Annotated in this window: 23 protein-coding genes; 16 read left to right on the top strand and 7 right to left on the bottom strand. The window is 72.1% G+C overall.

Annotated elements, in window-relative coordinates:
• Positions 1–24: 24 nt before the first annotated feature.
• From ACWEN0_RS04370 to ACWEN0_RS04345, 6 genes are all read left to right on the top strand, one after another.
• Positions 25–564, top strand: coding sequence for a hypothetical protein (locus ACWEN0_RS04370; RefSeq protein ID WP_451968820.1), 540 nt, complete (start codon positions 25–27; stop codon positions 562–564).
• Positions 561–1,655 (top strand): peptidoglycan-binding protein, encoded by a 1,095-nt coding sequence (locus ACWEN0_RS04365; protein ID WP_451968818.1) that lies wholly within the window; start codon positions 561–563, stop codon positions 1,653–1,655. Before ACWEN0_RS04370 ends, ACWEN0_RS04365 begins: the two co-directional genes overlap by 4 nt.
• Positions 1,652–2,338 carry an ABC transporter ATP-binding protein gene (locus ACWEN0_RS04360; RefSeq protein WP_451968816.1) on the top strand — a complete coding sequence of 229 codons (687 nt, stop codon included), beginning with the start codon at positions 1,652–1,654 and terminating at the stop codon, positions 2,336–2,338. The genes ACWEN0_RS04365 and ACWEN0_RS04360 overlap by 4 nt, the downstream gene beginning before the upstream one ends.
• Positions 2,335–3,540, top strand: a complete 1,206-nt coding sequence (locus ACWEN0_RS04355) for an ABC transporter permease (RefSeq protein ID WP_451968814.1) — start codon at positions 2,335–2,337, stop codon at positions 3,538–3,540. Before ACWEN0_RS04360 ends, ACWEN0_RS04355 begins: the two co-directional genes overlap by 4 nt.
• Positions 3,541–3,716: 176 nt before the next feature.
• On the top strand, positions 3,717–5,243 hold the full coding sequence (locus ACWEN0_RS04350) for an amidohydrolase family protein (protein ID WP_451968812.1): 1,527 nt from the start codon (positions 3,717–3,719) through the stop codon (positions 5,241–5,243).
• A gap of 50 nt (positions 5,244–5,293) precedes the next feature.
• A complete protein-coding gene (locus ACWEN0_RS04345; protein ID WP_451968810.1) occupies positions 5,294–6,538 on the top strand; it encodes a glycosyltransferase 87 family protein in 1,245 nt (414 codons plus the stop codon).
• Here the strand turns inward: ACWEN0_RS04345 and serC are convergent.
• Positions 6,531–7,655, bottom strand: coding sequence for a phosphoserine transaminase (gene serC / locus ACWEN0_RS04340; protein ID WP_451968808.1), 1,125 nt, complete (start codon positions 7,653–7,655; stop codon positions 6,531–6,533). The two genes, ACWEN0_RS04345 and serC, sit on opposite strands and share 8 nt — an antisense overlap.
• Positions 7,656–7,797: 142 nt before the next feature.
• Here serC and ACWEN0_RS04335 point away from each other — a divergent pair, with 142 nt between their 5' ends.
• Positions 7,798–8,706 (top strand): hypothetical protein, encoded by a 909-nt coding sequence (locus tag ACWEN0_RS04335; RefSeq protein ID WP_451968806.1) that lies wholly within the window; start codon positions 7,798–7,800, stop codon positions 8,704–8,706.
• Positions 8,703–9,020 (top strand): hypothetical protein, encoded by a 318-nt coding sequence (locus ACWEN0_RS04330; RefSeq protein ID WP_451968804.1) that lies wholly within the window; start codon positions 8,703–8,705, stop codon positions 9,018–9,020. The genes ACWEN0_RS04335 and ACWEN0_RS04330 overlap by 4 nt, the downstream gene beginning before the upstream one ends.
• Positions 9,021–9,065: 45 nt before the next feature.
• On the opposite strand, the gene ACWEN0_RS04325 is transcribed toward ACWEN0_RS04330, so the two are convergent.
• The 5 genes from ACWEN0_RS04325 to ACWEN0_RS04305 form a co-directional block, all read right to left on the bottom strand.
• Positions 9,066–10,406 (bottom strand): serine hydrolase domain-containing protein, encoded by a 1,341-nt coding sequence (locus tag ACWEN0_RS04325; RefSeq protein WP_451968802.1) that lies wholly within the window; start codon positions 10,404–10,406, stop codon positions 9,066–9,068.
• Positions 10,407–10,603: 197 nt separating this feature from the next.
• Positions 10,604–11,224, bottom strand: a complete 621-nt coding sequence (locus tag ACWEN0_RS04320; RefSeq protein ID WP_451968800.1) for a response regulator transcription factor — start codon at positions 11,222–11,224, stop codon at positions 10,604–10,606.
• On the bottom strand, positions 11,221–12,378 hold the full coding sequence (locus ACWEN0_RS04315; RefSeq protein ID WP_451969857.1) for a sensor histidine kinase: 1,158 nt from the start codon (positions 12,376–12,378) through the stop codon (positions 11,221–11,223). The genes ACWEN0_RS04320 and ACWEN0_RS04315 overlap by 4 nt, the downstream gene beginning before the upstream one ends.
• Entirely contained in the window at positions 12,375–13,184 is an 810-nt protein-coding gene (locus ACWEN0_RS04310) for an ABC transporter permease (RefSeq protein ID WP_451968798.1), read from the bottom strand. Before ACWEN0_RS04310 ends, ACWEN0_RS04315 begins: the two co-directional genes overlap by 4 nt.
• Positions 13,181–14,020, bottom strand: a complete 840-nt coding sequence (locus ACWEN0_RS04305) for an ABC transporter ATP-binding protein (RefSeq protein WP_451968796.1) — start codon at positions 14,018–14,020, stop codon at positions 13,181–13,183. Before ACWEN0_RS04305 ends, ACWEN0_RS04310 begins: the two co-directional genes overlap by 4 nt.
• 245 nt (positions 14,021–14,265) lie before the next feature.
• Here ACWEN0_RS04305 and ACWEN0_RS04300 point away from each other — a divergent pair, with 245 nt between their 5' ends.
• Together ACWEN0_RS04300 and ACWEN0_RS04295 are read left to right on the top strand one after the other, a co-directional pair.
• Positions 14,266–15,954, top strand: a complete 1,689-nt coding sequence (locus ACWEN0_RS04300) for an SDR family oxidoreductase (RefSeq protein ID WP_451969855.1) — start codon at positions 14,266–14,268, stop codon at positions 15,952–15,954.
• 14 nt (positions 15,955–15,968) lie between these two features.
• Positions 15,969–16,562 (top strand): TetR/AcrR family transcriptional regulator, encoded by a 594-nt coding sequence (locus ACWEN0_RS04295; protein ID WP_451969854.1) that lies wholly within the window; start codon positions 15,969–15,971, stop codon positions 16,560–16,562.
• A 17-nt stretch (positions 16,563–16,579) separates the two neighbouring features.
• Here ACWEN0_RS04295 and ACWEN0_RS04290 read toward each other — a convergent pair whose 3' ends face one another.
• The gene (locus ACWEN0_RS04290) at positions 16,580–17,728 is read right to left on the bottom strand and encodes a citrate synthase 2 (RefSeq protein WP_451968794.1); all 1,149 of its coding nucleotides are present in this window, start codon (positions 17,726–17,728) and stop codon (positions 16,580–16,582) included.
• Positions 17,729–18,015: 287 nt separating this feature from the next.
• On the opposite strand from ACWEN0_RS04290, the gene ACWEN0_RS04285 reads away from it, so the two are divergent.
• Genes ACWEN0_RS04285 through ACWEN0_RS04260 form a run of 6 tightly spaced genes read left to right on the top strand, consistent with a single transcriptional unit; the run spans position 18,016 to position 22,391 of the window.
• Positions 18,016–18,318 carry an urease subunit gamma gene (locus tag ACWEN0_RS04285; protein ID WP_191306846.1) on the top strand — a complete coding sequence of 101 codons (303 nt, stop codon included), beginning with the start codon at positions 18,016–18,018 and terminating at the stop codon, positions 18,316–18,318.
• 11 nt (positions 18,319–18,329) lie between these two features.
• Positions 18,330–18,635: an urease subunit beta gene (locus ACWEN0_RS04280; RefSeq protein WP_451968792.1), complete on the top strand. Its 306-nt coding sequence runs from the start codon at positions 18,330–18,332 to the stop codon at positions 18,633–18,635.
• A gap of 1 nt (position 18,636) precedes the next feature.
• Complete coding sequence (locus tag ACWEN0_RS04275; protein WP_451968790.1) at positions 18,637–20,352, top strand: urease subunit alpha; 1,716 nt, start codon at positions 18,637–18,639, stop codon at positions 20,350–20,352.
• Positions 20,352–21,023, top strand: a complete 672-nt coding sequence (locus tag ACWEN0_RS04270; RefSeq protein WP_451968788.1) for an urease accessory protein UreF — start codon at positions 20,352–20,354, stop codon at positions 21,021–21,023. The genes ACWEN0_RS04275 and ACWEN0_RS04270 overlap by 1 nt, the downstream gene beginning before the upstream one ends.
• Positions 21,013–21,702 carry an urease accessory protein UreG gene (gene ureG, locus ACWEN0_RS04265; protein WP_451968787.1) on the top strand — a complete coding sequence of 230 codons (690 nt, stop codon included), beginning with the start codon at positions 21,013–21,015 and terminating at the stop codon, positions 21,700–21,702. The genes ACWEN0_RS04270 and ureG overlap by 11 nt, the downstream gene beginning before the upstream one ends.
• Positions 21,699–22,391, top strand: coding sequence for an urease accessory protein UreD (locus tag ACWEN0_RS04260; RefSeq protein ID WP_451968785.1), 693 nt, complete (start codon positions 21,699–21,701; stop codon positions 22,389–22,391). Before ureG ends, ACWEN0_RS04260 begins: the two co-directional genes overlap by 4 nt.
• The last annotated feature ends 37 nt before the right edge of the window (positions 22,392–22,428 follow it).

Here is a 22,428-nt window from a genome sequence, read left to right as displayed (position 1 = left end):
ATCCGGACACGAAAGGAGCGAGCCATGCGGACACGGATCCTCGTCGCGGCGCTCGGGGCGGCGTTGCTGCTCGGGGGCTGCGGCGCGAAGGGCGACGACGGCGACAAGGTCGCGTCGATCTCGACGCCGCCGAAGTCGGGCGGCCCCACCGCCGCGGACAACAGCGGCAAGAGCGACGAAGACAAGATGCGCGACTTCGCCAAGTGCATGCGCGAGCACGGCGTCGACATGCCCGACCCCAAGCCGGCCGGGGACGGCAAGGGCATGTCGGTCACCCTGGGCGGCGACGCCAAGGACAGCGGGAAACTCGACGCCGCGCAGAACGCGTGCAAGCACCTCATGCCCAACGGCGGCGAGATGAAGCCGCCGAGCGCCGAGGAACTCGACAAGATGCGCAAGGACGCCAAGTGCATGCGTGACCACGGCATCGACATGCCGGACCCCGATCCCAGCGGCAAGGGCACCATGCGGATCGGCGGGCCGGGCGACGACCCGAAGAAGTTCGAAGCCGCCGCGAAGGCGTGCGGGCTCGGCATGAGCGTCAGCAGCGAGGCCGGAAAGTGAACGACGTGACCCACCTGAAGCCGCGCCGTCGCGGCCGGACGCGCTGGTTCGTCGCGGGCGCGGTCCTCGTCGTGGTGCTCGGCACCAGCTCCGTCGTGGTCCTGACGCGCGTCTCGAGCGCGACGCCGGTCAAGGAGGCCGCGCCGCCGCCGGTCGAAACGGCCGAGGTCGTCAAGACCGACCTCAGCGAAGAGGAAGAAGCCGACGGCACCCTCGGCTACGGCGACGAATCGAGTGTCCAGGGCCGCAAGCCGGGCACGATCACGTCGCTACCGGCCGCCGGCGCCACGATCACCCGGTGCCAGGTGGTGTACGGAGTGGACGCGAAGCCGGTGCCCCTGTTCTACGGGACCCTGCCGTTCTACCGCGACCTCGCCACCGGCGCGGACGACGGCGCCGACGTCAAGCAGCTCGAGGAGAACCTCAAGGCGTGCGGGTTCGGCGGCTTCGGCACGCCGGACAAGAAGTTCACCGCGGCCACGGCGGCCGCGCTGAAGAAGTGGCAGAAGTCGCTGGGGCTGGCGCAGACCGGCGCGTTCGGCCAGGGTGACGTCGTGCTCGCGGCGGGCGAGGTCCGCGTGTCGGCGCTGGCGGCCAAGCCGGGGGCGCCCGCCCAGGGCGAGGTGCTCAAGACGACTGGGACCGTCCGGTCGGTGCAGGTGAAGCTGGACGCGGCGAAGCAGGACCTCGCGCAGCAGGGCGCGAAGGCGTCCGTGACGATCAACGGCAAGACGACGCCGGGCACGATCACCGATGTCGGGCGGACCGCCGTCGACGGCAAGGACGCCTCCGGCCAGGACGACGGCAAGCCGAAGATCACGGTGACCGTGAAGCTGGACGACCCGGCCGCCGGGGGCACGCTCGACTCGGCGCCGGCGAGCGTCCGGTTCACCAAGGACGTCCACGCCGGTGTGCTCGCCGTTCCGGTCGGCGCCTTGCTCGCGCTCGCCGAAGGCGGGTACGCCGTCGAGGTCGACGAGAACGGGCAACGGCGGCTCATCGGTGTCCAAACGGGACTGTTCAGCGGTGGCAAGGTCGAAGTCAGCGGAAATGGCCTGACCGCGGGCATGCGGGTGGTGACGACGTCGTGACGCCCGTGCTGCGCGTGCACGAGGTGAAGCGCACGTATCCCGGCGGGGTCGCCGCGCTCGACGGCGTCTCGCTGACCCTCGAAGACGGCGAGATGGTCGCCATCGTCGGGCCGTCCGGGTCGGGGAAGTCGACCCTGCTGCACCTGATGGGCACGCTCGACCGGCCGTCGTCGGGCCGCGTCGAACTGCACGGCCACGACGTCGCGGCACTGTCGGACCGGAAGGTCTCCGCGCTGCGGTCGCGCTGGATCGGGTTCGTGTTCCAGCAGTTCTTCCTCGACGAAGGGATGAGTGCCGTGGACAACGTGTGCACCGGGCTGCTCTACGCCGGGGTGCCGCGGCGGCAGCGGCGCGGGCGGGCACTGGCCGCGCTCGACCGCGTCAAGCTGGGGCACCGGGCGTGGCACCGGCCGGGCGAGCTGTCCGGCGGCGAACGCCAGCGCGTCGCGATCGCGCGGGCCGTGGTCAACGACCCGGCGATCCTGCTGGCCGACGAGCCGACCGGCAACCTCGACACCGGCACCGGCGCGTCCGTGCTCGGGCTGCTCGGCGAGCTGTCGGCGGAGGGCACCACGATCGTCGTGATCACCCACGACCGGGAGATCGCCGCGAGCATGCCGCGCCGGATCGAGCTGCTCGACGGGCGCCTGCGCCTCGACACCGGCCTGGTCGGTGCGCGATGACCCTCGTGACGCTGCCGGAACCGGCCCGGCTCAAGCCGCCGGACGTCGTCGCGCTCGGCGCCCACGGCATGCGCACGCGGCCGGTGCGCGCGGTGCTTTCCGCGCTGGGCATCGCGATCGGCGTCGCGGCGATGGTCGCGGTGCTGGCGATCCCGGCGTCGGGCGCGCAGGCCCTGCACGACCGGCTGGCCGCGCTCGGCACCAACCTGCTCACCGCCGGGCCGGGGCAGACGCTGTTCGGGAAGGACGCCGTGCTGCCCGACGACGCCGTCCCGATGGCCCGGCGGATCGGGCCGGTGCAGGCGGCCAGCGGCACCGGGCACACGTCCGCGAGCGTCCGGCGCAGCGACAAGATCGCGCCGGACGACACGTCCGGGCTCGCCGTGTACGCGGCGAAGCCGGACCTGCTGGGCGTGCTCGGCGGGAAGGTCCGGGCCGGCGCCTTCCTCGCGCCGGGGAACCGGGACTACCCGGTGACGGTGCTCGGTTCGCAGGCCGCGGCCCGGCTCGGCATCGACCACGTCGACCCCGTGCGCCCGCCGCAGGTCCTGATCGGCACGCAGTGGTTCACCGTGGTCGGCATCCTCGCGCCGATGCCCCTGGCGCCGGAGGTCGAGCGCTCGGCGCTGGTTGGCTGGGACGTCGCGAAGCGGCTGCTCGGGTTCGACGGCCATCCGTCCACTGTGTACGTGCGGGCCGAGGAGTCCCAAGTGGACAGTGTGCGTTCGGTGCTGGGCGCGACGCTGAACCCGCAGGCGCCGAACGAGGTCGAGGTGCGCCGCCCGTCGGACGCGCTGGCCGCGCAGAAGCTGACGGACACGACCTACAGCGCGCTGTTCCTGGGGCTCGGCGGGGTCGCGTTGCTGGTCGGCGGGGTCGGCGTCGCCAACACCATGGTCATCTCGGTGCTCGAACGGCGGCGCGAAATCGGCCTGCGCCGGGCGCTCGGGGCCACGAAACGCCAGGTCCGCGGGCAGTTCCTCGCGGAGTCGGTGTTGTTGTCGGGGCTCGGCGGGCTCGCCGGGGTCCTCGTCGGCGTGCTGGTGACCGCGGGCTACGCGCTGAGCCAGGGGTGGCCGGCGGTGCTGCCGTGGGGCGCGCTGGCCGGCGGGGTCGGCGTCGCGGCGCTGGTCGGCGCGATCGCGGGGGCCTATCCGGCCGTGCGGGCGGCCCGGCTCGCGCCGACGCAGGCGCTGGCCTGACGCCGGCCCGGAGGGTGCGGGGTCGTCGCCCGCACCCTCCGGGGCGCCTACCACGCTGCACGCCCCGCGCTACCTCTCGCTGTGCGTTGTCTCCGACAGAGCACGGTGGAAGATTCCCCAACCCCCGGCCGCCGAGTTGAATGTCGGACGGACCGAGGCCGAGAGGGGCGATCGCCGTGGTGCGGGTCGAGGCGAACAGGCGTGACTTCCTCCGGTGGCTGGCGACGGCCGGGGCGGGGCTCGCCGCGGCGGGGGTCGCGCCCGCGGTCTTCGCCCAGGAGGCCGCCGCGGCCGGGACCGGGGTCGTCGTCGTGCGCGGCGCCACCGTGGTCGACGGGACCGACGGCCCGGCCCGGCCGGACACCTCGGTCGTGCTGGTCGGGGACCGGATCGCCTGGGTCGGGCCGACCGCCGCGCTGCCGCCCTGCGCCGGCGCCGAGGTCGTCGACGGCCGCGGGCGGTTCGTCGTGCCCGGGCTCTGGGACATGCACACCCACGGCCTCGACTACGAGCACCTGTGGCCGCCGATGTTCCTGGCCAACGGCGTCACCGGCATCCGCGAGATGCTGGGCTACGACGAGAACCGCGCCACGCGCGCCAAGATCCGCAGCGGCGAGCTGCTCGGCCCGCGGGTCGTCCTCGGCAGCACCATCCTCGACGGCCCGGTCAGCCTGCTCGGCCCGCCCGTCACCCAGCTGGCGACCCCCGAGGAAGGGCGGGCGGCCGTCCGGACCGCCGTCGCGCAGGGCTCCGACTTCGTGAAGGTCTACTTCTACCTGCCGCGGGACGTCTTCGCGGCGATCGCCGACGAGTGCCGGCGCCACGGCCTGCCGTTCGCCGGGCACTGGCCGTACCGGCTGCGGATCCCCGACGCCGCGGCCGCCGGGCAGCGCAGCTTCGAACACCTCTTCGGCCTGCCGATCGCCACGTCGAGCCGGCGCGACGAGTTCCTCGCCCGCCTCGACGCGACGCCGTTCGACCCGAACGCGAAGCGCGCCTTCTTCGACCTCGCCCGGGAACTCGACCGGCAGGCGGCGCGCGCCTACGACCCGGCCGCCGCGGAGTGGCACTTCGCCGCGCTCAAGGCGCAGGACAGCTGGCTGAGCCCGACGTTCGCCGTCAACCGGGTGATCTCCAAGCCCGTGAGCACCTACGCGCACGACCCGCGGCTCAAGTACGTGTCGCCGGACATCTCCCAGTACTGGGCCGACCGCCTCCCGGTGCTCGCCCCCGGCACGCCCGAGCAGGCCGCCCGGCAGGACGTCTACTTCGAGGACCAGCTGCGGCTCGTCGGCGAAGCGCACCGCGCCGGGGTCGGCCTCCTCGGCGGCACCGACTGCCTCAACCCGTACGTCTTCCCGGGGTTCAGCCTCCACGACGAGCTGGACTTCCTCGTCGAGGCCGGGTTGTCGCCGCGCAGCGCCCTGCAGGCGGTGACCCGGGACGCCGCGCGGTTCCTCGGCCGGTCCGCGACCAGCGGGACGATCACCCCCGGCAAGGAAGCCGACCTGGTCCTGCTCGACGCGGACCCGCTCGCCGACATCCGCGCGGTCCACCGGATCGACACCGTCGTCACCGCCGGGCGGGTGCTCGGCCGGGCGCGGCTGGACCGGATGCTGGCCGACGTCGAAGAGGCGGCGAAGCGGCCGTTGACCGCCATGAACGGCAGGTCAGTGCGCTTGCCGGTGCACAGCTGCTGCTGAGCGCCCGGTAATCTCGGCCGGTCGAACACCGTGCTGAGTGGGGGTAGGGCGTGTCGGGGCGGAAAATCTGGGCGGGGCTCGCCGTGCTCGAAGTCGCTGCCGTCGTCCTCGTTCTGGTGTTGAAGCGCTTCGACGGCCTCGACCTGGAGGTCTACCTCGGCGGCGCGAAGGCGCTCGCCGAGCAGGGCACGCCGTACGACGCGTGGGTGCCGACCACCCACCGGATCCTGCTGCCGTTCACCTACACGCCGTTCGCCGCGGCCACGTTCTGGCCGGGCACGCTGCTGCCCTTCGCGGTGACGATGAAGCTGGTCAGCATCGCCTCGATCGTCGCGACCGGCGTCGTCGCGTACCTCTACGTCGCGACGCTCAACGGCTCGCTCACCGACGCGGCGAAGGGCAACGGCCGGGTCGTGGCCGCGCTCGTCGCGATCGGCGCGCAGCTCGCCGGCGCGCTGCTCGAGCCGGTGCGCTCGACGCTCGGCTTCGGCCAGATCAACGCGCTGCTCATGGTCCTGGTGGTGCTCGACGTCCTGCTCCCCGGCGAGCGCAAGCGGACCAAGGGGCTGCTCATCGGCGTGGCCGCGGCGATCAAGCTGACGCCCGCGGTGTTCGTCGTGTACTTCCTCTTCCGCCGGGACTTCAAGTCCGCGCTGCGGGTCGTCGCCGGGTTCGTCGCGGCCGGCGCCCTGCTGTGGGTGATCCGGCCGTCGGCGTCGTGGACCTACTGGACGAAGCTGGTGTTCGACGCCGGCCGCATCGGCGGCGGCGACTACGTCGGCAACCAGTCGCTGCGCGGGCTGATCGCGCGCACGGGGCTGTCCGTAGCCGCCGGGAACGTCGTCTGGGTACTGGCCGCGCTCGCCGGGATGGCGGTCGTCGCGGTGGTCATCGTGCGGGCCGCGGAGCCGGTGCTCGCGCTGACGGCGTGCGCGCTCGGCGGCCTGCTCGTCTCGCCGGTTTCGTGGACCCACCACTGGACGTGGTGCGTGCCGATCCTGGTGCTGGCCGGGTACTACGGCGTCCGCGCCCGGCGCACGGACCGCGTGGTCGGCTGGTGGTCCGGCGTCGTCGTCGTGGCCGGCTTGACCCTGTTCATCGTCGGCCCGATGTGGTTCGCCCCGCGCCCGGCGCCGTCCGCCCTCTGGTGGCTCGCCACCGAGTCCTACGAACTCTTCGGCGTGCTCCTGCTGGTCGTGGCCGCCTTCGCCGCACCTCGCCTGCGCGTGAAGAAGGGGACCTTCCTCGCCGGAACGACGGTGAAGGTCCCCTCCAAGGAACCTCAGGTCAGCTGAGCCGCTCGACGACGTACTCGACGCTCTGCGTGAGCTTCGTGACGTCGTCCGGGTCGATGGCCGGGAACAGGCCGACGCGCAGCTGGTTGCGGCCCAGCTTGCGGTACGGCTCGGTGTCGACGATCCCGTTGGCGCGCAGCACCTTCGCCACCGCGGCGGCGTCGACGTCGTCGCTGAAGTCCACCGTGCCGACGACCTGCGAGCGCAGGTCCGGGTCCTTCACGAACGGCGTGGTGTAGCTCGTCTTCTCGGCCCACTCGTACAGCCGCGACGACGAGTCCTTCGTGCGCGAGGTCGTCCACTCGAGGCCGCCCTGGCCGTTCATCCACTCGATCTGCTGGGCGAGCAGGAACAGCGTCGCGACGGCCGGGGTGTTGTACGTCTGGTCCTTGCGGGAGTTGTCCAGCGCGGTGGTCAGCGACAGGAACTCGGGGATCCAGCGGTCGCCGCCGCCGATCTCGCCGATCCGCTCGACCGCGGCGGGCGAGGCCAGCGCGACCCACAGGCCGCCGTCCGAGGCGAACGACTTCTGCGGCGCGAAGTAGTAGACGTCGAAGTCCTCGGCCTTGACCGGCAGGCCGCCGGCGCCGGAGGTGGCGTCGATCGCGACGAGCGCGCCGTCGGAGCCCTCGGGGCGGCGGACCGGCACCGCGACGCCGGTCGACGTCTCGTTGTGCGCCCAGCCGACCAGGTCGGCGCCGGCTTCGTAGGTGATCTCGGGCGCGCTGCCCGGCTCGGCCTTGGTGACGATCGGGTCGGCCAGGAACGGCGCGCCCTTGGTCACGGTCGCGAACTTCGAGGAGAACTCGCCGTAGGTGAAGTGCTGCGCGCGCTCGCGGACCAGGCCGAACGCGGCCGCGTCCCAGAACGCCGTGGTGCCGCCGTTGCCGAGGATCACCTCGTAGCCCTCGGGCAGGGAGAACAGCTCGGACAGGCCCGCGCGGACGCGTCCGACGAGGGACTTGACCGGCTTCTGCCGGTGCGACGTGCCGAGGTAGGTGGAGCCGGACTCCGCCAGGGCGCTCAGCTGCTCGGCGCGGACCTTCGACGGTCCGCAGCCGAAGCGGCCGTCGGCCGGCTTGAGGTCTGCGGGGATGGTCAACTCAGCGTCGGTCATGTGGCCAGTCTCTCAGGTCGGGACGCGGCTGGTGATGGCGGTTCGCCAGTGTCCGGTATGTGAGAGCGGGGCTCGGAAAACCGCTGTCCGGCATGCCCGGGTTGTCGGTAGTTTCACCTCGGCTCGGCGAGGGGAGGCAGTGGTGGAGGAGCCGTGGCGGCCGCGGTGGTGGCTGTTCTGGAACCTGGGCGGGATCGCCGTCGTGCACCTGGTCGCGGAGGGCGGCTGGACGACGACGACCACGATCGCGTTGCCGATCGCGCTGGCCGTGACCCTGGTGCTCGTGTTCGTCCGGCGGCTGCCGTGGTGGCTCACGGGTGAGCTGCCGTGGTGGCTCACGGGTGAGCTGCCGCGGGGGCGCCGGGTGCTCGTCGTGGCCGGTGTCGCTGGCCTGCTCCTCGTCGACGCCCTGGTCGTCTTCTCGCTGGTGCTGCACCCGCCGCACGGTGCCGACATCGTCTACGCCGGGGCGTTCGCCGCGACCTTCCTGGGCGGGTCGGCTTACGGCCTGGCTCGTCTCCTGCCGAAGGGGCCGCAGACCCGGCGCGCGGCGTTGCGATGGCGCCTTTGGTTCGCCACCGCGGCGGCGTGGACGGCGGGCGCGTTCGTGCTCGCGCTCGAGGTCGCGGCGATCGTGCTGGTCGGCGGCTGGCTGCCGTGGTTCGTCCCGGTGGCCGGCGGCGTGGCCGTGCTCGCGCTCGCGGCGTGGCGGTCGGACCTGGCCGGCCCGGCCCGGTGCCTCGCGAGCGACCACTGGACGCCGGTCGCGGCCGCGTCGTTCGACGTGCGCCCGGGCGAACCGGTGGACGGCTGGGCGGTGCTGCCGGGCGACGTCCGGATCCGGTTCCACCTGCCCGTCACACCGCCCGACGTCGCCGCCGAACTGGCGGACCGACGCCGGCTCTGGCTGGCCGGCTGGCCCTCGGAGTACCTCGTCGCGGGCCTTCCGGACGGCGGCAGCTACGCCGTCGGGGTCATCGGCCACCGCCGCCGTGGGGGTAAAAACACGGTTCCCGCACCGGACGGCGCCTGGTTGGCTCACCGGTCATGAAGACAGTGCAGCTCAGCTTCCCGGCGCCGCCCGAGGCGTTGTGGAACGCGCTCCCGGCCGGCGTCGCGGCGATCGGCGGGCAGGGCCCGTTCTACGACGCGCACCGCGGGTTCGTCTCGTTCCGGACCGGGATGAGCATGCTGAGCTGGGGCCAGGAGATCACCGCGACCGTGGCACCGGCGGCCGGAGGCTCGACCCTCACGGTCATGACGAACCTCAAGTTCGGCCTCTTCGACTGGGGCGAGGGCAAGCGGATCGCCGGCCGGTTCGCCGACGCCGTCGCCTTCTCGGCCGGGACCGCCGCGCAGGCCTGAGGGCCCCGCTCACCCGCCCTGGGGGTGTGAGCGGGGCCCGGCGGGTCAGCGCCAGCCGTCGACGCCGCCCGGCACCGGCGCGGCCGGGTCGTACGGCGTGCGCGTGAAGATGAACGTGGCCAGGTCGAGGTGCGTGGCGACGCCCTCGGCGTCCCGGCCCACCACGAGCGTCTCGCCGGCGTAGTAGCCGTCGAGGCCGACGTAGGTGTCCGGGCCGGTCGCGCGGAAGCGTGAGCTGCGCCCGGCGCCCTCGGCCGGGGCGAGCAGGAGCAGCCCGTCGCCCTGGACGCGCAGGTGGTACGGCGTCGGACCCCAGTGCCAGAGCCCGGTGAGGGGGAGCAGCGCGGGGTCGACGGCGGCGGGCTGCCACTCGGCGGGCAGGCGCGGCTCCCGCTCGTCGGTCGTGGTGATGAGGTCGAGGCAGAGCTGGGTGATGCCGACCCCGGACGTCGAGTTGGTGAGCACGAGCGCGCCGGTCTGCGCGGCCGGGTCGACCAGCGTCACGGCGAGGAAGCCGGGCATCGAGCCGGTGTGGCCGGCCAGCCGGCGGCCCTGGTAGCGCACGACCATCAGGCCGAGCCCGAAGCCGGTCGTCCAGACGTCGGTGTCGTCGACGGTGACCATGGTCCGCATCTCGTCGATGGTCTCCGGGGCGAGCACGCCGCCGCCGTGTCCGCCGAGGAACGCCGTCCAGCGGCCGAGGTCGGTGGCGGTCGACCACAGCTGCCCGGCCGGGGCCATCGCGCCGGCGTCGGGGCTCGGCTCCGGCAGCAGGACGTCGGCGAAGGGGTGCACGGCGAAGCCGTCGGCGTGCGCGCCGACCGGGTGCGGCGTCGTGCGGGTCATCCCGAGCGGGCCGAGGACCTCCTCGTCGAGCACCGAGAGCCAGCCCTTGCCGCGGTGGCGCGAGACGAGCTCGCCGAGCACGCCGTAGCCGACGTTCGAGTAGTGGAACCGCGCGCCGGGCCGGTGCTTGGTGGCGCCTTCGGCGAGGCTGCCGACCAGCGCGTCCCAGTCGGCGCCGGGCGTGCGCTCCCACCAGAGCCCGGGCGACTCCGACGTCAGGCCGGAGGTGTGCGACAGCAGCTGCGCGACGGTCGCGGCGCCGAACGGCGTGCCGGGCACGTGCTTTTCGAGCGGGTCGTTGAGGTCGAGCAGGCCTTCGTCGCGCAGTCGCATGACGGCCGTCGCGACGAGGGTCTTGGTGATCGAGCCCAGCCGGTACTGGGTGTCGGTGCCGGGCCGCTCGCCGCCGACGCGCCCGCGGCCCCCGGACCAGACGATCTCCCCGTCCCGCACGACGGCGGCGACGAGCGAAGGAGCCCGGCAGGCCGCCTGCTCGTGGGCGATCCGGCGGAGCAGGGCGTGTTGGGTCGACTCAAGCATGCCTGGCATTCTGCCGCCCGGGCCCCGGCCAGGCAGGTCCCGGCCCGTCACCGCCGTGCGCAACCAGGCATCACACGTGATTGGAGAGGCATCACGCGTGATTGGAGAGGCATCGCCGTGATGCCCGTTCAATCACGTGTGATGCCTGCTCAATCACGTGTGATGCCCCCGCAATCACGTGTGATGCCCGGTTCGGGTCAGCCCAGGAGGTTTTTCGACATTGCTGTGGTCACTGCCGCCGTGCGGTCCGACACGCCGAGCTTGCCGAACACCCGCAGCAGGTGCGTCTTCACCGTGGCCTCGCTGATGTGCAGGGCGCGGCCGATGTCGGCGTTCGTTCCGCCCTTCGCGACCAGCCGCAGCACCTCGACCTCCCGGGCCGAAAGGGGCTGCGGCTCCGGGTTGCGCACCCGGTTGACCAGCTTCCCGGCCACCGACGGCGCCAGCACCGTCTCGCCGCGCGCCGCCGCGCGGATCGCGTTCGCCAGCTCCACGCGCGAAGCGTCCTTCAGCAGGTAGCCCGACGCGCCCGCCTCGACCGCGCGCAGGATGTCGGCGTCCGTCTCGTACGTCGTCAGCACCACGATCCGGCGGCCCGGCTGCTCGCGCAGGATCCGCTTCGTCGCGCCGACGCCGTCGAGGCCCGGCATGCGCAGGTCCATCAGCACGACGTCCGGCTGCGCGACGCGGTCGAGCGCGACGGCTTCGTCGCCCGAACCCGCCTCGCCGACGACCGTGAGGTCCGGTTCGGCTTCGAGCATGCCGCGCAGGCCTTCGCGGACGACCGGGTGGTCGTCGACGAGCATGATGCGGATCAAGCCGGCACCTCCAGGGTGAGTTCGGTGCCGCTCGGGCCGCTCCGGACGCTCAGTGTGCCACCCACCTGCTCGGCCCGGGACCGCATGCCGCGCAGCCCGAAGCCGCTGACGCCGTCGGGGTCGAAGCCGACGCCGTCGTCGCGCACGAACAGCCGCACGGCGTCGTCCACAACGGACAGCCGCACCGAGACGGACGAGGCGGCCGCGTGCCGCCGGACGTTGTTCAGCGCCTCCTGCGCGCCCCGCAGCAGGACCACTTCGCCGGCCATGCCGATCGCCGGGAGCGCGTCGTCCACTTCGTACCGGACGGCGACGCCCGCCTCGTCGGCGAGCCGGTCGGCCTGGCGGCGGACGGCGTCCACAAGGGACCCGGACGCGAGGTCCGCCGGCGCCAGCGCGGCGACCATCGTACGGGCCTCGGCGAGGTTCTCACGCGCGGTCCGGGCCGCGAGTTCGACGTGCCGCCGCGCCGCCGCCGGGTCGCTGTCCAGTTCGGACTCGATGGCTTCGGCGAGGGTGACGATGCTGGTGAAGCCCTGGGCGAGCGTGTCGTGGATTTCACGCGCGAGCCGCTCGCGTTCGGCCGCGGTGCCCGCCTCGCGGGAAAGCCGGGCGACCTCGGCCTGGCTTTCCTCGAGCCGGTCGATCAGATCGGCCCGAGCCCGGCTTTCTTCGATGACGTGCAGGATGAACTTGCCGGACAGGATCCCGAACACGACGAGGATCGCGGTCATCGGCAGCAGGATGTGCAGCGCCGGCCCCCTCAGCCCGTCCGCGGCGATCGCCGAGAGCGGGCTCAGCAGGATCACCAGCGTGGTGAGCACCGCGGCCGGGCGGAACCCGAGCGTCGAGAACAGCAGCGGGCACACCATGAACAGGATGAAGCTGGACGTCGTGTCGGCGAACATCGCGGCCGCGACCAGCGCGACGACGACCACCGCCAGCAGCCACCGCTGCTTGAGGTGGCCGTCGTCGCGCACCACCCGCCGCCCCCACAGCAGGTAGGTCAGCGCGAGCGCGGTGAGCGCCCCGACCGCGACGACGGTGCGCACCGGATCGGCTTCGTCCAGCAGCACCAGCGTCGTCGTGGCCGCGTACGCGACCGCGAAGAGGATCTCCCAGAGCCAGTTGAACCGGTCCCAGGCGTCCTTCACCTCGCGTCGGTCCACCTGAAGCTCAGCCGCGCGAGCACCGCGCCCACCACGCACCAGATCCCCAGCACCAGCGCCACCCGCGGGAGCTCCCATGACCCAGCCATCTCCATCCTCACCGCGGCGTCCGGCAGGAACACCGACCGGAAACCCTGGCAGATCCACTTCAACGGGAAGAACGACGCGATCTCCACCATAACTTTCGGCAGGTTCGTGATCGGCGAGACGAACACGCCGGAGATGAACTGCAGCACCAGGTACAGCATCTGGACGATGGCGACGGCGCCGTTCGTCGACTTCGCGAGCGAGCTGATCGCGATGCCGAGCAGCGTGCACGAGACGATGCCGAGCGCGAACACCCACACCAGCGTCAGCCACTTGTCCGGCGCGGTCGGCAGCCGGAGCCCGAACAGCAGCATGGCGACGGCGACCATCAGCACGGTCTGCGCCAGGCTGGACACCGCGACCAGCACCATCTTGCCGACGAAGTAGGACGCGGGCGGCATGGGCGTGCCGCGAAGCCGTTTGAGCGCCCCGGTTTCCCGGTCGCCGGCGACGCCGGTCGCGATGCTGTTGAACGACGTCGAGACGATGCCGGAGCCGATCATCCCGGCGGCCAGCAGCTGCCCGGACGTGACGCCTTCGAGCGCGGTCGGACCGTCCAGGATGGACCCCAGCAGGATCATCAGGACCGCGGGCAGGGAGAAGGTGAAGACCACCTGTTCCTTGTGCCGGAAGAACTGCCGCAGCTCGGTGCCGCCGCGGGCGAGGCCCAACGTCAACGGGCCGGGTAGCGCGAGGGTGGTCATGCCTTGTCTCCGATCAGGTCCAGGTAGACGTCCTCCAGGCTCGGCCTGGTCACGGTCAGCCCGGCGAGCTCCCTACCCCCAGCAGAGAGCTCGTTCACGAGCTTGGTCGGGTACGCGGTGCGCTCGGCGTGCTCACCGCGTTCGTCGGACCACCGCACGGTGGCCTCGGCGGCGGCACGGCCCCCGAGGTTCCGCGGCGTGTCCTGCGCGACGATCGCCCCGCGCGCGATCACCGCGACGCGGTCGGCGAGCGCCTCGGCCTCGTCGAGGTAGTGGGTCGTCAGCAGGATCGTGGTGCCCTCGGCGGCGAGGTCGCTGATCAGCGTCCAGAACTGCCGGCGCGCCTCGGGGTCGAAGCCGGTGGTGGGCTCGTCGAGGAAGAGCAGTTCGGGCCGCCCGACGATCCCGAGCGCGACGTCGACCCGGCGCCGCTGCCCGCCCGAGAGCGACTTGACCCGCGCCCTGGCCTTCTCGGTGAGCCCGACCTTCTCGATGACCTCGTCGGGATCCCGCGGGTCCGGGTAGTACTTCGCGAAGTGCCGCACGGTTTCGGCGACGCTCAGCTCGGCGGCGTCGTTGGCGGTCTGCAGGACGATCCCGATCTTCGACCGCCAGGCACGGCCCGCCCTGCCCGGGTCCTCACCGAGCACGCTGACCTCGCCGGCGGTGCGCTGCCGGTGCCCTTCGAGGATCTCGACGGTCGTGGTCTTGCCGGCCCCGTTCGGGCCGAGCAGGGAGAAGACCTCACCCTGGGCGATGTCCAGATCGAGGCCGGCCACCGCGAGGTGACCGGGGTACTGCTTGCGCAAGCCGCGCACGCTCACTGCTGTGGTCATGGGTTACAGCCTGGTCCGGCGGCGGCTTGATCGGGAGCAACGCTCAGCTGAATCCCGGTGTCCATCGATCGGTGGACACGGCCACCCATGCCCAGACCGGCCGTGGTTTCCCGTGGAACCACGAAAACGCCGTCATACAAGCAAAAACACGCCGAATGCATGAACCCCGGACGGCCGCCAGCCGCCGCGCGAGTGAACCATGCTATTGACAACTTGTCTAACATGACAGAATGTCTCACAAGTGGGTGACCGCCAGTGACGGTGTCCGCCTCTCCGTTCACGTCGAGGGGCGGGACGACCGGCCCACCGTCGTGCTCGTGCACGGCTACCCCGACAACAGCTCCATGTGGGCCGGCGTGGTCGCCGAGTTGCGGGACGACCACCGGGTCGTCACCTACGACGTCCGAGGGGCCGGACAGTCGGACAAGCCGTCGGGACGCTCGTCCTACCGGCTGGACCAGCTGGCCGACGACCTCAAAGCGGTCGTCGACGCCGTCCAGCCCGAAGGGAAGGTCCACCTCGTCGCGCACGACTGGGGGTCCATCCAGACCTGGCACGCCGTCACCGGGGACGGGCTGCGCGGGCGGGTCGCGTCCTACACGTCCATCTCCGGTCCGAGCCTCGACCACGCCGGCGCCTGGTTCCGCGCGCAACTCACCCGTCCGACGCCGAAACGCCTCAAGAACGCCTTGAGCCAGTTCCTCCACTCCTGGTACATCCTCGCGTTCCAGATCCCGCTCATCCCGCAGCTGCTCTGGCGCACCGGCCTGCTGGGCAAGCAGATCCAGCGCATGGAACCCGACGCCGCGAAGCCGGACAAAGAAGACGGCATCCACGGCCTCGAGCTCTACCGCGCCAACATGTTCACCCGCCTCTCCCGCCCGGCGCCGCGCCCCGCCGACGTCCCGGTGCAGGTCCTGGCCCCGACCGGCGACGCCTACGTCACCACGCCGCTGCAGACCGAAGTCGTGCGCTGGGTGCCGGACCTGCGGATCCGCCGGATCGTCGGGACGCACTGGGTCACCCGCGCCAAGCCCGCGGTGGTCGCGGGAGCCGCGGCCGAGCTGATCGAGTACGCCGAAACCGGCGTCGAAAGCCGCGCGCTCAAGCAGGCGAAAGCGACGAAGTTCGAGCACAAGCTCGTCGTCGTCACCGGCGCCGGCAGCGGGATCGGCCGCGCCACCGCGCTCGCCTTCGCGGCCGAGGGCGCCGACGTGATCGTCACCGACATCGACCCCGCGAGCGCCGCCGAAACCCTGAAGCTGCTGGGAAGTCACGGCCTCGGCGAGTACACAGTGGACTCCAGTGACGGCGACGCCGTGCACCGCTTCGCCGAGCAGGTCCGCAAGGAGCACGGCGTCCCGGACATCGTGGTCAACAACGCCGGCATCGGCATGTCCGGCCCGTTCCTCGACACGTCCGTCGAGGACTGGGAACGCGTCATCGACGTCAACCTCTGGGGCGTGATCCACGGCTGCCGCGCGTTCGCGCCGATGCTGGCCGAGCGCGGCGAAGGCGGCCAGATCGTCAACTTGGCTTCCGCGGCCGCCTATCTGCCGTCGAAGATCCTCACAGCTTATGCGACGACGAAGTCCGCCGTGCTGACGTTGAGCGTCTGCCTGCGGGCCGAGCTGGCCGCGCACCACATCGGCGTCACCGCGGTGTGCCCGGGCATCGTCAAGACGAACATCACGAACACGACGCGGTTCGTCGGAGTGTCCGAAGAGGAGCAACGGCGCCGGCAGAAGGAAAGCTCGAAGCTGTACGCCCGGCGGGGTTTCGGTCCGGAAGGCGTCGCCAGGGACATCCTGCGGGCCGTGGACAAGGACACCGCGATCGCACCGTCCACACCGGAGGCCAAGGTCGCGCTGGTCCTTTCGCGACTGACGCCCGGTCTCCTCCGCCAGGCCGCGAAGCTGGACCTGACGCCGTGAGCCGGCCGCGGCGGATGTCGCCGCAGGCCCGCCGCGACGACCTCATCCGGGCCGCGCTCGACCTGTTCGGCTCGCGGGCGCCGGAGCTGGTCACCGTCGACGACATCGTCGCGCGCGCCGAGGTGTCGCGGCCGCTGTTCTACCGGTACTTCTCCAGCCTGCGCGAACTGCAGGTGCAGGCCCTGCGCACGGTCACCGACGGGCTCACCGACGGCCTGGCCGGGCTCGAGGAAGGCCCGCCGGAAACGCGCCTGAAGGGGGCCGTCCGCGGCCTGATCGACGTCGCCGACCACTACCGCGCGGGGTACATCGCCCTGCTGCGCACTGGTTCCGTGATCGCGACGTCGGAGACGGACGCGGCGATCGACGAGGTCCGCAACCGCGCGGTGGCCCTGATCCTGGACGCCCTCGGCGTCGAGGACCCGTCACCGCTGCTGTCGCTGACCCTGCGCTGCTGGACGGCGGTCGTCGAGGGCGCGCTGCTGAGCTGGCTGCAGGAGGGCGGCGTCCCACGCGAAACCCTGGACACCTGGCTCGTCGACCAGCTCACGGCCATGCTCGGCGCGACCACCGCACACGAAGAGGCCGTCACTTTCCCGGGAAAGTGACGGCCTCTCCGAGGGGGTCAGTGCTTGGTGACCAGTTCCCAGCCCTCGACGTCCTCGGGGCTGCGCGGCTCCGGGCCGACGTACTTGGCCGACGGCCGCACCAGGCGTCCGGTGCGCTTCTGCTCCAGGATGTGCGCGGCCCAGCCGGCGGTGCGGGCCGAGCTGAACATCGCGGGCATCATGTGCGGCGGGACCTGGGCGAAGTCCAGGATGACCGCGGCCCAGAACTCGACGTTCGTCTCGATCGGGTGATCCGGGCGCCGCTCGCGCAGCTCCTTCAGCGCGGCCTGCTCCAGCGCGGCGGCCGCCTCGAAGCGGGCGGCGCCGAGCTCCTGGCAGGTGCGGCGCAGCACGCGCGCCCGCGGGTCCTCGGCGCGGTAGACGCGGTGGCCGAAGCCCATCAGGCGTTCCTTGCGGTCGAGGATGCCCTTGACCAGGCCGGCCGGGTCACCGGTGCGCTCGACCTCTTCGATCATCGGCAGCACGCGCGCCGGGGCGCCGCCGTGCAGCGGGCCCGACATCGCGCCGATGGCACCCGACATGGCCGCCGCGACGTCCGCGCCGGTCGAGGCGATGACGCGGGCGGTGAAGGTCGAGGCGTTGAGGCCGTGCTCGGCGGCCGACACCCAGTAGGCGTCCAGCGCCTTGACGTGCGCCGGGTCCGGCTCGCCGCGCCAGCGGATGAGGAACCGCTCGGTGATCGAGTGGGCCTCGTCGACGCGGGTCTGCGGCACGGCGGGCTGGCCGATGCCGCGCGCCGACTGCGCGACGTAGGAGAGGGCCATAACCGAGGCGCGGGCCAGCTGCTCACGGGCCTCTTCGTCGGTGATGTCGAGCAGCGGGCGGTAGCCCCAGATCGGCGCGAGCATGGCCAGCGCGGCCTGGACGTCCACCCGGACGTCGCCGGTGTGCACCGGCAGCGGGAACGGCTCGGCGGGCGGGAGGCCGTGGCCGAACCGGCCGTCCACGAGAAGTCCCCATACGTCGCCGAAGGTCACCTTGCCGGCGAGGTCTTCGATGTCGACGCCGCGGTAGCGCAGCGCACCGCCGTCCCGGTCGGGTTCGGCGATCTCGGTGTGGAAGGCGACGACGCCCTCCAGACCCGGTCGGAAGCCGTCGTCGGGTTGGCCGGACGGCTGTGGCTTGCTGATCGTGGAGGTAGTCACTGTTTCGCGGAACCTTTCGGTGCGCTTTTTCCCCGTCTTGGTGGTGGTGTCGCGCGGACGGAATAGCGCACGGAAAGCGCGCACCATCGCACGGATGGATAGACCTTGCTCCCTCGATCGCCGGGGGGCAATCGAAAGATGCGGTGGTTTCGGTCACGATTACGAGAACGATTCAGTCACCGGAGCCGTCGCACAGGAGAATTTTCGCCACTCAGTGTGACGAAGCCCAGGTAAAACCTGTGTTTCCGAACCGGGCGGCCGCGTGGTCCGGGTGATAGACCTAGCGCATGCACCTCAGCCCGCAGGAGCGCGACAAGCTGCTCATCCACGTGGCGGCCGACGTCGCGCGGAAGCGGCTGGACCGCGGCGTCAAGCTGAACTACCCGGAGGCGGTGGCGCTGATCACCGACCACGTCCTCGAAGGGGCCCGCGACGGGCGCACGGTCAGCGAGCTGGTCGCGAGCGGCCGGACCGTTCTCTCGCGGGCGCAGGTCCTCGACGGCGTGCCCGAGATGGTCGACTCCGTGCAGGTCGAGGCCACGTTCCCGGACGGCACCAAGCTCGTCACCGTGCATGACCCGATCGTGTGAGGGACAGCCGAATGCATCCTGGCGAAATCATCCCCGGTGCCGAGCCGGTGGAGCTGAACCCCGGCCGCGAGCGCGTCACGCTGCTCGTGCGCAACCTCGGCGACCGGCCGGTCCAGGTCGGCTCGCACTACCACTTCGCCGCGGTCAACCCCGGCCTCGAGTTCGACCGCGACGCCGCCCGCGGCCGCCGGCTGGACGTCCCGGCGGGGACGTCGGTGCGGTTCGAGCCGGGTGTCGAACGGGAAGTCGATCTCGTGCCGCTCGCCGGCGCGCGCCGCGTTCCGGGCCTGCGGTCCGAATTCTCCGGGGAGTTCTGAAATGCCGCAGATCGACCGCGAGCGCTACGCCGAGCTGTTCGGCCCGACCACCGGCGACCGGATCCGGCTCGCCGACACCGACCTGCTGATCGAGGTCACCGAGGACCGCTCGATGGGTGCCGGCGGCTCCGGTGACGAGGTGCTCTTCGGCGGCGGCAAGGTCATCCGCGAATCCATGGGCCAGGGCATGGCGACCCGGGCCGAGGGCGCGCCCGACCTGATCATCACGGGCGCGGTGATCCTCGACCACTGGGGTGTCGTCAAGGCCGACGTCGGCGTGCGCGACGGCCGGATCGTCGGCATCGGCAAGGCGGGCAACCCGGACACGATGGACGGTGTCGACCCGGCCCTGGTCATCGGGCCGTCGACCGAGGTGCTGGCGGGTAACGGCAAGATCCTCACCGCCGGCGGCATCGACTGCCACGTCCACTTCATCTGCCCGCAGCTCGTCGACACGGCGCTGGCCGCGGGACTGACCACTTTGGTCGGTGGCGGTACCGGCCCCAACGAGGGCACGAAGGCGACGACGGTGACGCCCGGCGCGTGGAACCTCGGCCGGATGCTGTCCGCCATGGACGGTTACCCGGTCAACGTCCTGTTGCTGGGCAAGGGCAACACCGTCCGGCAGGAGGCGCTGCGCGAGCAGCTCGCCGCCGGTGCGGGCGGCTTCAAGCTGCACGAGGACTGGGGCACGACACCGGCGGCCATCGACGCGTGTCTCACGGTGGCCGACGAATCGGGCGTCCAGGTGGCGATCCACACCGACACCCTGAACGAAGCCGGGTTCCTGGAGTCCACTGTGGACGCCATTGGCGGCCGCTCGATCAACGCCTACCACACCGAAGGGGCCGGCGGCGGGCACGCGCCGGACATCATCGAGGTCGTCTCGCTGCCGAACATCCTGCCGTCCTCGACCAACCCGACCCGGCCGCACACCGCCAACACCCTCGACGAGCACCTCGACATGCTGGTGGTCTGCCACCACCTCAACCCGTCGGTGCCGGAGGACCTCGCGTTCGCCGAGAGCCGGATCCGGCCGTCGACGATCGCCGCCGAAGACGTCCTGCACGACCTGGGCGCCATTTCGATGATGAGCTCGGACTCGCAGGCGATGGGCCGGATCGGCGAGGTGATCATCCGGACCTGGCAGACGGCGCACGTGATGAAACGCCGTCGCGGCGCACTCCCGGGCGACGGCGCGGCCGACAACCTCCGCGCCCGGCGGTACGTCGCCAAGTACACGATCAACCCGGCCATCGCGCACGGCATGGAGACCGAGATCGGCTCGGTCGAGGTCGGCAAACTCGCCGACCTCGTCCTGTGGGAGCCGAAGTTCTTCGGCGTCCGCCCGCACGTGGTGCTGAAGGGCGGCTTCCCGGCGTGGGCGGCGATGGGCGACGCGAACGCGTCCATCCCGACACCGCAGCCGGTGCTGGCGCGGCCGATGTTCGGCGCGAACATCGGGGCGGCCCTGAGCCTGCACTTCGTCGCACCGTCCGCTTTGGACAGCGGCCTGCGCGAGACGTTCGGCATCACGCGACCGCTGGTCGCCGTGGCGAACACGCGGGCACGCACCAAGGCCGACATGGTCCTCAACGACGCCACGCCGGACGTCCGCGTCGAGCCGGACAGCTTCGCGGTGCACGTCGACGGCGAGCTCGTCGAGCCGCAGCCGGTGACGGAACTGCCGATGGCCCAACGGTACTTCCTGTTCTGATGGACCTCTCGGCGCTGATCCTCGCGGACTCCCGCTTCCCCGGCGGCGGGCACGTCCACAGTGGCGGGATGGAGGAAGTCGTCGCCCGGCGGCTCGTGACGTCCGTGCGCGACCTGCCCGGGTTCCTGTCCGGCCGGTTGCGCACGGCGGGTGCCCTGGCGGCGGTGTTCGCCGCCGCCTCGGCCCACGCGGCCGTCACCCGCGGGAACTGGTCGCTTTTGGACAGTGAGCTGGAGGCGCGCACTCCATCGCTCGCGCAGCGCGAAGCTTCGCGGGCGCAGGGCCGGGGGACCGCGCGGGCGGGCCGGATCGCTTGGCCGTCTCCGGTACTGGACGCGTTGCTGGCCGAAACCCCGCGTCCGCACCACCCGATCGTGCTGGGCGCGCTCGTCGGCGTCGCGGGCGGGTCGCCGTACGACGCCGCGATGGCCGCCGCCTACCTCGGGGTGAGTGGCCCGGCGAGCGCGGCCGTGCGGTTGCTGGGGCTGGATCCCTTCGCCGTCAACGCGGTCGTGGCCCGGCTCGACCTGCGGTCGGTGGCGGCGGAAGCGGCGGCCGTGGCCGGGGACGACCCGGTCTCGCTGCCGTCGCCGGGGTCGCCCGCGTTGGATCTGTTCGCCGAGGCGCACGCCCGGCACCACCAGGAAGAGGTGCGTCTCTTTGCCAGCTGAAGGCCATGGCCACGGTCACTTCCACGAGGTCAACTTCGACCCGACGGCCGCCGAACCCGACCACTACGACGCGGCGCCCACGACGGGCCGCGCGTACCGGATCGGCATCGGCGGCCCGGTCGGCTCCGGCAAGACGGCGCTGACCGCGGCGCTGTGCCGAGCGCTGGGCGACGAGGTGAACCTCGCGGTCGTCACGAACGACATCTACACGACCGAGGACGCGGACTTCCTGCGCCGCGCGGGGGTGCTCGACCCGGCGCGGATCGAGGCCGTCCAAACGGGAGCGTGCCCGCACACGGCGATCCGCGACGACATCACCGCGAACCTGGACGCGGTCGAGCGCCTGGAGGAGAAGTTCCCGGGCCTGGACCTGGTGATCATCGAGAGCGGCGGCGACAACCTGACGGCGGTGTTCAGCCGCGGGCTGGCCGACAGCCAGATCTTCGTGGTGGACGTCGCCGGCGGCGACAAGGTGCCGCGCAAGGGCGGCCCCGGCGTCACGACCGCGGACCTGCTGGTGATCAACAAGATCGACATCGCGCACCTGGTGAACGCGGACATGGACGTGATGACGTCGGACGCGCACCGGATGCGCGGCGACCTGCCGGTCGTCACGCAGTCCCTGGTGGACACCCCGGACGCGCCGGACGTGGCCGCCTGGGTCCGTTCCCTGCTGTGAAGGCCCACGCCCGGTTGACGGCGTGCTTCGACGGCACGCGCACGGTGCTGCGCGAACTCCGTTCGATGGCGCCGTTGACGCTGTTCCCGCGCCGCCGGTCCGGCTCGACGGCGGTGGTGCACCTCGTCAACTCGGCGACTTCGCCGCTGGGCGGCGACGAACTGCTGCTCACGGTGCACGTCGGCCCGGGCGCTTCGCTGCGGCTCTCCGGCGTGGCGGCGACCTTGGCGCTGCCCGGCCTGCACGGCGAGCCATCGGTGTCCACAGTGGACGTCGTGGTCGAGGCGGGCGGGTCGCTGGAGTTCCTGCCGGAGCCGACGGTGATCACGTCGCGCGCCCGGCACACGGCGGAGTTCCGCGCGCAGGTGGCGTCGGACGCCCACCTGCACACACGGGAAGTGCTCGTGCTGGGCCGCGCGGGCGAGCGTCCCGGGTCGTTGACGACGTCCCAGCACGTCACGCGGGGTTCGGTGCCGGTGCTGCGGCAGACGTTGTCGATCGGCTCGGACCTGGACGGGAGCTTGGCGGTGCTGGCGGGCCGCCGGGTGCTGGCGACGGACCTGGTGGTCGGCGGCCCCGATCTCCCACCGGCCTCGGGTGACTGGTGGTCCCGGACGCCGCTCGCCGCCGGGGGCACCCTCACGACTTCGCTGGCGCCCGACGCCGTCACCGCGCTGAAGGTGTTCTGACCGCTCGCCGGAGAAGGCCCCCTGCGCCTTCTCCGGC

This window comes from Amycolatopsis sp. NPDC004378 (genome assembly GCF_053602455.1).
Note: the sequence above shows the minus strand (reverse complement) of the source record. Positions and strands in the feature narration are given on the sequence as shown.

What these genes read in the sequence shown, in the direction of transcription:
- ACWEN0_RS04370 (WP_451968820.1), top strand. Translation starts at nt 25, where the DNA reads ATGCGGACACGGATCCTCGTCGCGGCGCTCGGGGCGGCGTTGCTGCTC.
- ACWEN0_RS04355 (WP_451968814.1), top strand. Translation starts at nt 2,335, where the DNA reads ATGACCCTCGTGACGCTGCCGGAACCGGCCCGGCTCAAGCCGCCGGAC.
- serC (WP_451968808.1), bottom strand. Translation starts at nt 7,655, where the DNA reads ATGACCGACGCTGAGTTGACCATCCCCGCAGACCTCAAGCCGGCCGAC.
- ACWEN0_RS04330 (WP_451968804.1), top strand. Translation starts at nt 8,703, where the DNA reads ATGAAGACAGTGCAGCTCAGCTTCCCGGCGCCGCCCGAGGCGTTGTGG.
- ACWEN0_RS04325 (WP_451968802.1), bottom strand. Translation starts at nt 10,406, where the DNA reads ATGCTTGAGTCGACCCAACACGCCCTGCTCCGCCGGATCGCCCACGAG.
- ACWEN0_RS04310 (WP_451968798.1), bottom strand. Translation starts at nt 13,184, where the DNA reads ATGACCACCCTCGCGCTACCCGGCCCGTTGACGTTGGGCCTCGCCCGC.
- ACWEN0_RS04305 (WP_451968796.1), bottom strand. Translation starts at nt 14,020, where the DNA reads ATGACCACAGCAGTGAGCGTGCGCGGCTTGCGCAAGCAGTACCCCGGT.
- ACWEN0_RS04295 (WP_451969854.1), top strand. Translation starts at nt 15,969, where the DNA reads ATGTCGCCGCAGGCCCGCCGCGACGACCTCATCCGGGCCGCGCTCGAC.
- ACWEN0_RS04285 (WP_191306846.1), top strand. Translation starts at nt 18,016, where the DNA reads ATGCACCTCAGCCCGCAGGAGCGCGACAAGCTGCTCATCCACGTGGCG.
- ACWEN0_RS04280 (WP_451968792.1), top strand. Translation starts at nt 18,330, where the DNA reads ATGCATCCTGGCGAAATCATCCCCGGTGCCGAGCCGGTGGAGCTGAAC.
- ACWEN0_RS04275 (WP_451968790.1), top strand. Translation starts at nt 18,637, where the DNA reads ATGCCGCAGATCGACCGCGAGCGCTACGCCGAGCTGTTCGGCCCGACC.
- ACWEN0_RS04270 (WP_451968788.1), top strand. Translation starts at nt 20,352, where the DNA reads ATGGACCTCTCGGCGCTGATCCTCGCGGACTCCCGCTTCCCCGGCGGC.